We start from the raw sequence: 12,914 nt of genomic DNA, 5'->3' as shown, positions 1-12,914 counted from the left end.
GATGGAACGCAATGTTTATCCATTTTCAGCCATCGTGGGGCAAGAGGATATGAAGCTAGCACTGCTTCTCAATCTGATCAATCCTGCCCTGGGCGGCGTGCTCATACGAGGTGAAAAAGGCACAGCCAAATCCACGGCAGTGCGTGGATTATGTGATCTGACGGAGGAGATCGATGTGGTCAAGGGCTGCGCTTTTCACTGCCAGCCGGGCCGTCCGCCCCTGTGCGCGGACTGTGAGGGGAATGAGCACCCGGAGACTGTGCGGTATCGCCGCCGGGTGGTGGAATTGCCCATCAGCGCTACGGAGGATCGTGTCGTAGGCTCTCTCAATATTGAGGAAGCCATCCGGAAGGGAAAGAAAGAGTTTGAACCGGGGATCTTGGCGGAGGCCAACGGAAATATTCTCTACGTGGACGAGATCAATCTTCTCGACGATCATCTTGTGGACATTCTTCTGGATTCCGCAGCCATGGGTGTCAATACGGTGGAGCGGGAAGGCGTCTCATACAGCCATCCCTCCCGGTTTGTGTTGGTGGGCACCATGAACCCTGAGGAAGGGGATCTGCGGCCCCAGCTGTTGGACCGATTTGGATTGGTGGTGGAAATTCGGGGAGAACAGGATTTGGCACTGCGCAGCGAGCTTATTCGCCGCCGGCTGGCATTTGAGAGGGATCCGGAGGACTTTGCAAATCAGTGGCGCCCAGAGCAGGCAGCACTGCGAGAGCAGATCCGCAGGGCGCAGGAGTCGCTGGATCAGATTGTGATTCCAGAGGAAATGTACTTGGATGCGGCTAAGCTTGGCGTGGCACTAGGGGTGGATGGACATCGAGCGGATATTACGCTTCTGAAGACAGCGCAGACGTTGGCCGCCTTCTGGGGGGACGGGGCTGTGGCGCGGAACCACATTGTGAAGGCCGCAAGGATGGTATTGCCACACAGAATGCGAAAGCTGCCCTTTGATAACACGGACGGGCTGCCATCCGATCTGGAGGCGCTGCTTGATGCATAGTCAGCTGTATCCCTTTGTAGCCATTGTGGGACAGGAGAAAGTGAAGAGAGGCCTGATTTTAAACCTCATCGAACCGAGGATTGGCGGGATTCTGCTCTGCGGTGAGAAGGGCTGCGCCAAATCCACCATTGTCAGGGCGCTGGGCGCGTTGAGCGGCGTCAAGATCGTGGATCTGCCGCTCAATACAACAGAGGATATGCTCATCGGGAGCCTCGACTTTGAGACGGCTGTGCGGGATGGCAGGCGGGCCTTCAGCGGCGGCCTGCTGGAGCGGGCAGACGGCAATATCCTCTATGTGGATGAGGTCAACCTATTGCCGGACAGCATTGTCAGCACTCTGATCTGTGCTTCTGTCAGCGGCGAAAATTTGGTGGAGCGGGAAGGAATCTCCTATCGCCACAGCTCCCGCTTTGCACTTGTGGGAACCATGAATCCCGAGGAAGGGCGGCTGCGCCCACAATTCTTGGACCGATTTGGCCTATATGTTCCCGTCGCAGGGGAATGCGAGCTGGAGAAGCGAACGGAGATTATTCGCCGCCGGCTGGCTTTTGAGAAGGATCCGGTTTCTTTTGTGGAGCGGTACGCCCAGGACACAGAGGAACTGGCGGAGCGGATTGCAAAAGCTCGGAAGCGGGTTCCATTCATTGAGCCGGACCCAGCGGTGCGGGAGCTTGCGGCTAATTTTGCCGCCCAGGCGGGCACAGAGGGAAACCGCTGTGAGATCATTTTGATTCGCACGGCCGCCGCCATTGCGGCATATGAGGGCCGCGAGTATATCAATGCCCAGGACATTAAGGAAGCGGCAGAATATGTTATGCCCCACCGCCGGCGGCAGACCTGGGAGAAGCCTGATGAGCAGGGCTCTTCGGAGCAACCGGAACAGGAAAATCGCCAGCAGCAGGAGCAATCCCGGGATGAGACAGAGCAGTCCCCGAATCAAAATTCCATGCCGGACTACCGACATGACGAGGAAGGCCAGCAAGATGGCCAGGAGATGGAGACGTCCGGGGTGCAGGAGTTTGAACGGCCGGACGGGGGTGAGGAGCAGCTGGAGGAGGGAGAGCAGATCTATTTGCTTTCTGCAATTCCGTCGGCTCCCCGGGATCGGCTGCTGCGAAAGGGCAGTGGCCGCCGGAGTAAGAGTAAAAGCGGAACGAACAAAGGGCGGTATGCCGCTTTTACCCAGCACAAAACGCCAAAGCAGCGGGATCTTGCGCTGGACGCGACGCTGCGGACAGCGGCCGTGTACCAGAAAGACAGGCGCCCCACCGGCGGAGTTCTAGCCATCGATGAGTCAGATTTTCGGTACAAAGTGCGGGAGAATCATGTGGGCGCAACGGTGGTCTTTGTCGTGGATGCCAGTGGCTCCATGGGGGCGTCAAAGCGGATGAAGGAGACGAAGGAAGCGATTCTCTCCATGCTGTATGATTCCTATCAGAAACGGGATAAGGTGGGGATGGTGGCATTTCGCAGGCAACAGGCAGAAATTTTGCTCGATGTCACGTCCAGCGTCAACCTGGCCCAGAAAAAGTTGCAGCAATTGCCCACGGGTGGGCGGACTCCCCTGGCATCAGGTTTGTTTCAGGCATGGCAGATGCTGAAAGGCCGGCGGTATAAAGATCCGGAGATGCTTCCCATCCTCGTCCTCGTCACCGACGGCCGCGCCAACGCGCCGCTGTGGAGCAGTGATCCCGTGGAAGACGCGCTGAAAGTGGCGGGTCAGATTCAGGCGGATCACATACAATCCATCGTGGTGGATACAGAACAGGATTTTATCTCCCTGCATATTGCGAGACAGGTGGCCGACGCGCTGGATGCTACGTATTACAAGGTTGATGAGCTCCGGGGGGAGGTTTTGAAGTCCATGGTAAAGCAGGAGACGCGGCGGGCGGCGCTGCTGGATTGAGGAGGAATTCCATGCGGGTCTTGATCATTGGGGATGTATTCCACACAAAACAGCTGGAGGCGATTTTGCGGCAGGCGGGGATTGCGCCTGTATTTGCTAATTCACGCCAGCTGCCTACAACTCCGGCTGATGTGCTGGAGGCGGATATGGCCATTGTTGGGGCAGACCACGGGGATCACCGGCCGGTGAAGGGATATTCTTTTCTTCAGAAGATTCCGCTGGTCATTCCCATCACGGGGGAGAACATTGCCGCGGGAATCGCCACCGTTCCGGAGGAGGATGTCCGCACCCTGAGTCTGTATTTTGGCTACGGCGGCAAGGAAAACCTAGAGAACGCCGCCCTCTATATGAGACGCATAGCCGGTGAACAACTGCCCATCCCCGCAGCACCGGTGAAGACTCAGTTTGCCAGTATGTATTCTTTGGATGGCCAGCTGTATGACAGTCGGGATGAGTTCTTCCAGGCGCAGGGGCGAACATACCCTGTCTATGTGGGCATGCTGAGCTATCGCTCCAGGTGGACGGATGCGGACATGGACACAGAATATCAGATTATTCGAGCGCTGCAGGAGCGAAATATCGGTGTGATTGCGGCGTATTCGGAAAGCACTCCGGACCGGGAGATTGGCTGCCCCTCCTTTGAGGAGACAGTGGAGGCATTTTTCTGTCAAGAGGGCCGGCCTGTCATTTCTCTGCTGATTAATTTTCAATTTTTTGGAGTCAAGGGTGGGGCCGGACAGTCCATGTTTGACAGGGCGGCGGCGTATTTTGCTGGGCTGGGTATCCCAGTCCTGCGGCCCACGGGGAGCAACGGACTGGGGTTGGAGGACTGGAGGGCCAGTCAAAACCCGCTGGCGTCGGAGCTTGTTGTGAATTATCAGGTTCCAGAGTTACAGGGAATGATTGAGCCAGTCTTCATCAGCTATGGGGGAGGAAAGCGAACCCATCTGGCCATTCCGGAGCGGATTTCCCGGCTGGCCGGCCGCGTTGAGAAATGGGTGGGGTTGCGCAGCAAGCCAAACCGGGAGAAAAAAATTGTCCTCATCCTACACAATGCGGTGTGCTCAGGGGTGGAGGCTACCATTGGACAGGCCTCGGACCTGGACGCCTTTGAGAGCGTGGTCCAGATCTTAAAGCGAATGCGGCAAGAGGGCTATACTCTGGAGAATGTACCGCCGGACGGGAAGGCGCTATATAGGCAGATCATGGACCGCAAGGCCTACAGTGATTTCCGATGGACGAGCGCCGAGGATATCCAACACAGCGGCGGGGTCTTGTATGCCATGCCCCAGGAGGAGTATGAAGAGTATTATCAGAGCTTGAGCGAAGAGGCGCGGGCCCGCATGGAGGAGAGCTGGGGCGCCGCACCGGGGGAGGCTATGGTGCTGAACGGGCGGCTTCTGATCACAGGCATTGCCTATGGAAATGTGGCAGTTATGGTACAGCCGAAGCGGGGCTGCTATGGCGCCAAATGTACAGGCGAGGTCTGCAAGATCTTGCAGGACCCACATTGCCCTCCGACGCACCAATACTTGGCAAGCTATTGGTATATGGAACGCAGATTTAAGGCCGATGGGTGCATCCACGTGGGGACCCACGGCAGCCTGGAATTTTTGCCTGGAAAGGCTGTCGGGTTGGGAGAGTCCTGCTTTAGCGATGCCGCGCTGGGGAGCTTGCCCAATCTATACCTGTATAATACAAGCGCTACAGCGGAAGCTCTTGTGGCAAAGCGGCGGAGCTACGCGGTGACGTTGGGACATTTGCCGTCCCCCGGCAGCGCTGGGGACCAGGAGGCACGGAAATTGGCGGCGCAGATCAAGGAGTATCTGGACGCAAAAGGGCAGGAATTGGGGCAAGCGGAATCACTCCGGGAAATCATCTTGGAACAGGTGGCAAGTCTGCCCGCGGCGAAGAAAATCCTGGACCGGGAAGAGGATTTTGATGTCGGGGTCGGTATGGTGCGCGACCTGATTCTTCGGTCGGAGACAGGGCGCCGGGGAGCCAGACGGCACATATTTGGCGCCGTGCCGTCGGACCAGTGGATGGAAGAGTATATCCAGGAGGTCTGGCTGTCGGATCAACAGCTGATGGAACAGCTGGATTCAGAATTGGACGCTGTGGAGAGAGGTCTTTGGCTCAGCCAGTGGATTGCTATGGCCCGCCAGGGGCGGACACCGGAGGAAAGTCCCTTTGGGCAGATCCTGACGAGGGATGCAGCGCGGCTTGTGGGGCAACTCGAAAGCAGTGCGCGCCATGAGATGGAAAGTCTAATGGGCGCCCTCTCCGGGGCCTATGTCAGCCCAGGGCCCGCCGGGGATGCGATGAGCAATGGCCGTGGCATCCTGCCCACGGGGCGCAATCTCTATGGCGTGGAAACGGATAAAATTCCAACCCAAGCAGCGTATAAGCGAGGGGAACAGGCGGCGGAGGCCCTTCTCGCTGCCTATCGGGAAGATGCAGGGCGGATACCGGAAAAAATCGCCATGAATCTAATTTCCATGGATATCGCCCGCACAGGCGGCGAGCAGATGTCTCAATTTCTATCCCTGTTGGGCGTCAGACCCATATGGGATGGGGAAAATCGTGTCATCGGCCTACGGCCTGTGCCTTTGGAAGAACTGAAAAGGCCACGCCTCGACGTAACGGGCCATATCTCCAGCGTTATGCGCGACGCCTGGCCATCCGCCATTGCTATGCTGGACCGGGCGGTCCATCTTGTGGCGGAGTTGGATGAACCGGAGACCATGAACTATGTCCGCAAAAACGCCCAGACCATGGGCGAGGCGCGGATTTTTGGCGGAGCCCCCGGCACCTATACCAACAGTGTAGGGCTAGCCCTCAAGGCCAGCGCGTGGAAAGATGAGCGGGATCTGGCCCGGTATTTTATCGATTCTTCCTCCTACGTCTATGGGGATGGAAAACAGGGGGAACAGGATGTGGAGGCATTTGTCGCCAATGTAAGGCAGATCGATGTATCCTGTGATATAACCAGCTCCCGCAAGACAGACGGGGGAGCCAGCAGCTATAGCGCAAGGGTTCAGGGTGGACTGCAGATGGCGGCCCGCCTGGTGGGAGGCAAGGAAATCCGCCAGTATATGGGGGAGAGCAGCGCTGCCAGGGAGATTCGAGTCGTCAGGATGCAGGACCATGTGGAGAATGCCATTGCGGATACGCTCCTCAATGATTTTTGGAGAGAGCAGATGATGGGACAGGGATATAGCGGCGCGGCGGACCTCATGCGGCGCATCCAAACTGTATTCGATACACAGTGCGTTCTTGAGAGTGTGTCCCATGAGACGCTAGACGCGATTGCACAGCAATATTTCCTGGATGAGAACATGCGCCAGTGGTTTACTGAACACAACTCCTATGCTCTGGAAGAGGGGATGCGGCGCTTTCTGGAATTGGAGACGAGAGGAAAGTGGAAAGCCGAGCCGGAGACATGGCGAAAGCTGAAAAGTGTGTATCTCCAAGCGGAAGGAGATCTGGAGGATACGATTTCCGGTTTCGGGGAGATTCAGGCTGGAAATGTGGATATCGTGACGGACTCCCAAATGGGGCAGTGGGCGGAGAGGCTGAAGAAGACAGACGAGGAGATTGGAAAATGGGACCGTTAGCCTTGCTGGTTTTGCGGATTACCCAGCGGTGCAACCTCGCCTGCCGCTATTGCTATGCGGCTGGCGAGAGGGAGACGGCAGAGGAAGATATGACGGCGGAGATGGCGATTCGCGCAGTAGAGGAAGCGTGTCCACCGGGAGGGACGCTAAAGATTCAATTTACTGGCGGGGAACCCCTGTTAAACCTTCCTGTGATGGAGGCGGTCTGGCAGTACGGACAAAGAAGCGGCCGGCACCTGCGGCTCGCCGTGCAGACCAATGGTACGCTTTTGACGCCCCAGACCTTGAGAGCCCTGGAGAGGATGGGGTGCGCTTTGGGAGTCAGCCTGGACGGCAACGGTGACGCCAATGGGCTGCGCGTCTTTCCTGATGGAAAACCAGCCTTTTCGTCCATCATCGAGGGTATCCGGGAGGTGGCGAGGGCAGGGATGCGCTGTAATCTCACCGCAGTGGTGTCGGATGTCAGCGCACCGCATTTAGGTGGCTTGTTGGAGTTAGCGCTCTGGCTGGGCTGTGTAGGGGGGATTGGTTTAGACCTCTTTCGCCCCATGGGCCGCGGGGCGATACAGGATCATGCCCCCTCCCCAGAACAGTTGGACCATGGTTTGCGGGCGCTGCTAAATCAATATACCCTTTTGAGGGAACTAGGTGTACCCCTTGTGGTGAAAGAGCTGGAGCGAATCCGGCGGCTTCAAGATCATCCCGGGGTGGAAGAGGCGTACTGCTATGCACAGACGGAGAGATCTTTGGCGGTGGATCCGGGGGGAAGGATCTATCCGTGCTCGTCCTTCGTGGGCCAGGAAGACTATTTGCTGGGAATTCTGGGCCAGGAACTGGACCGAGCGGGCGCGGTGAGGAGCCGGCTAAAGGCCCCCGCCCTTTGTCAGGAGTGCGGCCATAGGGCTCTATGCCGCGGCGGGTGTCCGGCAGGCCGAATTGGGACGGCTGGATGTAGGAGTGACTTAGATTGCAGAATGCACCAAATTATGATGGAGTATTGTGCTGGAAAATAGTTAGCTAGATGAACGGTTAGCTTCAGAATGGAGGGTTACAATGCGTTTTTTTTGTCTGATCGCTACGGAAGACCGGCTTTGGAACATGAAGAAGGCCTTTCGCATGTTGCAGCAACAATATGGGGATGTTATCCAAGGAAGCTGCTATTCTCTCTGGGATGTGTGCCAGAAGCCGGATGCGTATGCGGCCATGATGGAGGAGGCAAGAGGATGTCAGTACGCCATCGTGTATTTTCACGGAGGTGCTCAAATCCTGCCGGATTTTCGGGGCTTTTGGAAACAGATTACAGCCTGGATGCCGGCTTATTTCGAATCCTCACTCCCCGACGAGATCGCGGAGTTAATGCCCTCGTCCGGTGTGACTCCGGAGGAGTACCGCACGGTGCAATCCTATTTCCAGTATGCGGATGCGGATAACTTTGCGGCCATGTTTCTGGCGATTGCCAGCGCCCGATTTGATATGCCGTGTCCGGTTCCACCGCCGAAACCGCCTCTGAGCCGGGGATTCTACCGGCCTGGTGGACCGATTCCCAGAGAGGAGGAGGAGGCTGTGCTGCGGGGAGCCGCCGAAAGCGGCCGGCCTGTAGTGGGCCTGATCCTCCACCAATCGCAGGTCCTCAACGGGAATACAAAACATATCGAGGCCATCATTGAGCGGTTGGAGGCGTTGGGGGCCTACCCTCTGCCGCTGTTCACGCGAATGGCAAACGACGAGGATGATAAACAGGGAATCAAGTATGCCATGGGGGAGTATTTTATCTGGCGAGGACGAAAACTGCCGGATGTGATTCTCGTATTAGCGGGTTTTTCCCTGACGCAGATGGGTTCCCCCGGCGATGGCAACAAGGTGCAGGACCACAGTATCTTTGAGGAGTGGGATGTCCCTGTCCTCCAGGTGATGAATACACGGTTTTCCAAGGAGGAGTACGAGGTGCGGCCAGAGGGAATCGACAGTATGTCCCTGGCCACCACAGTCTTTCAGCCGGAGTTGGATGGACAGATCATTACAGTGCCTTGCGCCACACAGGAACTGGTGGAGGAAGATGGGATCACGCGAAAAGTATGGGTCCCAATCCCTGACCGAGTGGACCATCTCTGCAAGTTAGCCCTCCACTGGGCGAACTTGCGATATCGGAAGCCAGAGGAGCAAAAGATCGCCATTTTATTCCACAATACGCCTGGCAATGACAAGATTGGCTGCGCCGAAGGGCTTGATACCTTTGAATCCGTGTACCGAATGGTGAAGCAGCTGGAAGCGCGAGGTGTCCTGACGACCATTCCGCTGCAAAGCGGGCAGGATATAGCAAACCATCTGTTGTCGGCCCTGACCAACGACACGAGATTCCTCTCCCCGGAAATCATGATGGAGCGGGCAGCGGACCGCATTCATCCGGATCAATGGGGACAATGGTTTTCCTCCCTCAGTGGGCGGGTCCAAGCGCAGATGGCGGATTGTTGGGGCGAGGCTCCCGGTACGGTTTTGACGGAGCAGGGCCAGCTGATGATTCCGGGATTTCTCGATGGAAATATCTTCATTGGGCTCCAGCCCTCCCGCGCCTTTGGGGAGCGAGCCGCCGAATTGTACCACAGCACGGATGCCACGCCGCCCTACAGCTATGTGGGATACTACCGATGGCTGGAGGAGGTGTTCGGCGCGGATGTGGTGTATCACATTGGAACCCACGGCAGTCTGGAGTGGCTGCCGGGCAAGGAGGTGGGTCTCTCATCTCAGTGCTACCCGGATATTTGCCTGGGAACTGTCCCCAATCTCTATCTCTATCACATCGGAATTACGGGCGAGGGGATTCAGGCTAAGCGGCGGTCGGCTGCCGTGATTCTGGATCACTTGATTCCCTCCATGGAGGAAGCGGAGAGCTATGAAACATTGGCGGTCCTGGATGAGGCGTTAAAGGAGTATTATCATGCCAAGCAGACGCGGCCTGTACAGCTTCCGCAACTGGGGAGCCGGATCTATGAGCTGGCGCAGGAGACGGAACTGCTGACGGATCTGTGCCTGACCAAAGAGGAATTTGAGCGGGATCCGGATGGCGCCATCGGTAGAATCCATGTCTGGATGGGGGAATTGAAACAGTCGGCGGTGCGGGATGGACTTCATGTCTTTGGGGAGACTCCGAAGGGCAAGCTGTACGATAATCTTATGCGGCTGTTGGTGAGGGTAAAGAATGGCTCTGTCCCTGCACTCAATGACAGCGTGCTGATGGCTCTCGGCTACAACGCCAGCGAGATCAAGGATCAGCCCTCCACACTTTTTGGGCCCAAAACGGGGCAGGAGGTTTATGAGGAGGCCATCAGCAGGGCCAGGGAGATGGTGGGCCAGCTCGCCCAGGAGGAATACAACCCAGCTGCTATTGCGGAGGTTGTAAAGGCGCAGCAATTTCCCGGCCCTGTGTCAGACGTGAAGATGGTCCTGCGGTTCCTCTGTGAGACCGTCAAGGATAAGCTGGATCACACAGCGGATGAGATGAAGTATTGTCTGGCCGGAAATGAGGGGCGATTTGTTCCGCCATCCCTGGGAGGGAATCCTACAAGGGGCAATGTGGCACTTTTGCCCACGGGGCGAAACTTTTACGCCAGCGATCCGTCTCAGATTCCCTCCCGCGCCGCATGGGAGATCGGCCAGCAGCTGGCTGCCCAGATGCTAAAGCATTACCAGGAAGAGGAGGGCGGATACCCGGAGAGTACCGCCATGGTCATTTGGGCGGGAGGAACGCTGAAGACTTGCGGGGAGGATTTTGCGGAGGCGCTGATGCTCATGGGCGTGCGCCCTGTCTATTTGGGCGAAACAACAAGGGTCATTGGGGTGGAGCCGATTCCACTTGAAGAGCTTGGCCGTCCACGTTTGGATGTGACCCTCCGGATCTCCGGCCTATTCCGGGATATGTATCCCAATCTGATCCGGTTGATGGATGAGGCCGTGAAATGTGTGGCGGCCTTGGATGAGAGCGAGGACGTTAACTTTATAAAAAAACATATGAATGCAGATGTGCGGGCCATGGTGGAATCGGGGATGCCGGAGGACAGAGCGGTGGACCAATCTCTGGTTCGCGTGTATGGCTGTGCGCCCGGCGGTTATGGAGCAGGGGTCTCTCATTTGATTGAGAGCCGCCAGTGGACGGATTACCAGGATTTGGCTAAGGTGTATGAGACCTGGAGCGGGCATGGCTATAGCGCAAAAGCCCATGGCGACGTGATGACGGAGATGTTTCGTCAGCGCATGTCCACCGTATCCATGACCATTAAAAATGAGTCCACCATCGAGATTGACATGTTGGACAGCGATGATTTCTATTCCTACCACGGTGGGCTTATCGCCTGCGTCAAAGCCAATTCTGGAAAGACGCCGATATCGCTGACTGGCCACAGCGAGGACCCGGAGAGGGTCAAGATTCGCGATACGAAGCGGGAGACGGCGCGGATCCTGCGGAGCAAAATTCTCAACCCGAAATGGCTGGAGGGGTTGAAGCGCCACGGCTTTAAAGGGGCGCAGGAAATCTCAGCGGCGCTGGATGCGCTCTTTGGGTGGGATGCCACGGCGGAGGTGGCGCAGGACTGGATGTATCAAGGCATTGCCCAGCGGTTTTTATTTGACGAAGAGACGAGAAAGTGGATGGAGCAGGTCAACAGCTGGTCAGTCCACGCAGTCAGTGAGCGGCTGCTGGAGGCAAATCAGCGAGGAATGTGGAATGCTTCCCCGGAGACGCTGGATAAAATTCGGGCCATCTATATGAAGGTAGAGGGAACCATTGAGGAGAGTAGTCTATGATTGATATTATACATGTTTCGAAGACATATCCAAAACAGCAGGTGAAGGCGGTGGATGATGTGAGCCTTCATATTGATTCAGGGGAGTTTTTTGGTTTGTTGGGGCCCAACGGGGCCGGCAAGACAACGCTGATTCGAATCCTGGTGACACTGCTCCTGCCCACATCCGGGGAAGTGCAGATCAACAACCAGGTGCTGACACGAAAGCGAGCAGATTTGAAAAAGAAGCTGTCGATTATCACCCAGGAAAATTCACTGCGCTATGACATGACGCTTGACCAGGTGATGGAGTGGCAGGCGCGGCTCTATCATATTCCCCTTGCGGTCATGCGGGAGCGCCGGGAGGAATTGTTGGACTTTTGTGGTCTGACAGAGCACAGAAAAAAGACGGTGCGCAAGCTCTCGGGCGGTATGAAGCGCAAGCTCATGCTGTGCCGCGCGCTTTTGACAGATCCAGAAATTTTGATTCTCGATGAGCCGACCATCGGCTTGGATCCCGCTTCCCGGCGGCAGATGTGGGATTTGCTCCGCCGACTGAATGAAAAGGGGCTGACGGTTTTGATGACCACCCATTACATCGAGGAGGCGCAATCCTTGTGTCAGCGGGTGGCCCTAATCAATAAGGGAAAGGTGGTTCGGCTGGATACGCCCGCAGAGTTAATATCGCAGCTCGGCCCGGTGGCGGTGGATGAATTTGACGGCAGTCAGACCAGGAGCTCTTTCTTTCCCACAAAGGAGGAGGCGCTGGCTTACGCGGAATCCATCACCAACAAATTCAATATGCGCAGTACAACATTGGAAGATGTATTTTTAGATATTGTAGGCAGTGGCCTGGAGGTGGTATAATGGGAATTGTGACAGTCCTGTGGGAGAAATGGGTGGAGTTTAAATATGAGTGGTTCAAGATTACCACGTCGGCGCTTATCAGTCCGCTGTTATATATGATCGCCCTGGGGTGGGGATTGGGCGCGACGACCACGGTGACGGACCGCCCGTACATTGATTTTTTAGTTCCAGGCATTATTGCACTGACAACCATGAACACAAGCTTTTCCGCGGTGGGGCTCTCCCTGAACGTACAGAGGCTTTTTGAGCATTCCTTTGATCATATCATCATATCGCCGACGCCCATCTCCCAATATATTGTGGGGCAGATGTTAGGGGGATCGCTGCGGGGAATGTACAGCGGCTGTTTGATCTTACTGCTCTCCATTCCCTTCGGCGCAACGATGCACATATCCCCCATGTTTTTCCTCGTGATGTTGCTCAATGGAATGGTGTTCGCGGCGCTGGGGGTGTTGGCGGCGGTCTTGGCCGCCACCCATTCCGACATCAGCAGATTTTCCACCTTTGTCATTCTCCCCATGACGTTTCTCTGTAACACCTTTTTTCCTCTGGACCGCATTCCAACTGCGATTAAGGTCATCATTGACGTCCTTCCGCTGACCCACGCTAGCGGGCTGCTTCGATCCATGGCCTACGGATCAGCCCCTAACCTTTGGAGCGTTCTAATCTTGGCCCTCTACGCGTTGGTCTTTATGGTTCTAGCGAATGCCGTCATTAACAGGCGAAAAAATATTTAAGAC

At 56.3% G+C, this 12,914-nt stretch carries 7 protein-coding genes; all 7 read left to right on the top strand.

The genetic code is table 11. The annotated features are described in order from the left end of the window. Position 1 precedes the first annotated feature (1 nt). Genes H8730_RS12855 through H8730_RS12825 form a run of 7 tightly spaced genes read left to right on the top strand, consistent with a single transcriptional unit; the run spans position 2 to position 12,911 of the window. Positions 2 to 1,009 (top strand): magnesium chelatase ATPase subunit I, encoded by a 1,008-nt coding sequence (locus H8730_RS12855; RefSeq protein WP_177718933.1) that lies wholly within the window; start codon positions 2 to 4, stop codon positions 1,007 to 1,009. Beyond that, entirely contained in the window at positions 1,002 to 2,915 is a 1,914-nt protein-coding gene (locus H8730_RS12850; protein WP_177718936.1) for a VWA domain-containing protein, read from the top strand. Before H8730_RS12855 ends, H8730_RS12850 begins: the two co-directional genes overlap by 8 nt. 11 nt (positions 2,916 to 2,926) lie before the next feature. Beyond that, positions 2,927 to 6,532 carry a cobaltochelatase subunit CobN gene (locus H8730_RS12845; RefSeq protein ID WP_177718938.1) on the top strand — a complete coding sequence of 1,202 codons (3,606 nt, stop codon included), beginning with the start codon at positions 2,927 to 2,929 and terminating at the stop codon, positions 6,530 to 6,532. Beyond that, complete coding sequence (locus tag H8730_RS12840) at positions 6,520 to 7,545, top strand: radical SAM/SPASM domain-containing protein (protein ID WP_177718940.1); 1,026 nt, start codon at positions 6,520 to 6,522, stop codon at positions 7,543 to 7,545. Before H8730_RS12845 ends, H8730_RS12840 begins: the two co-directional genes overlap by 13 nt. A 40-nt stretch (positions 7,546 to 7,585) precedes the next feature. Continuing rightward, on the top strand, positions 7,586 to 11,329 hold the full coding sequence (gene cobN / locus H8730_RS12835) for a cobaltochelatase subunit CobN (RefSeq protein ID WP_177718942.1): 3,744 nt from the start codon (positions 7,586 to 7,588) through the stop codon (positions 11,327 to 11,329). After that, positions 11,326 to 12,174: an ABC transporter ATP-binding protein gene (locus H8730_RS12830; protein ID WP_177718944.1), complete on the top strand. Its 849-nt coding sequence runs from the start codon at positions 11,326 to 11,328 to the stop codon at positions 12,172 to 12,174. Before cobN ends, H8730_RS12830 begins: the two co-directional genes overlap by 4 nt. Next, positions 12,174 to 12,911: an ABC transporter permease gene (locus H8730_RS12825; RefSeq protein WP_177718946.1), complete on the top strand. Its 738-nt coding sequence runs from the start codon at positions 12,174 to 12,176 to the stop codon at positions 12,909 to 12,911. The genes H8730_RS12830 and H8730_RS12825 overlap by 1 nt, the downstream gene beginning before the upstream one ends. Positions 12,912 to 12,914 lie beyond the last annotated feature (3 nt).

This window comes from Bianquea renquensis (assembly GCF_014384895.1).
GTDB lineage: Bacteria > Bacillota > Clostridia > Lachnospirales > Bianqueaceae > Bianquea > Bianquea renquensis.
This window is presented reverse-complemented; position numbering and strand designations above follow the sequence as displayed.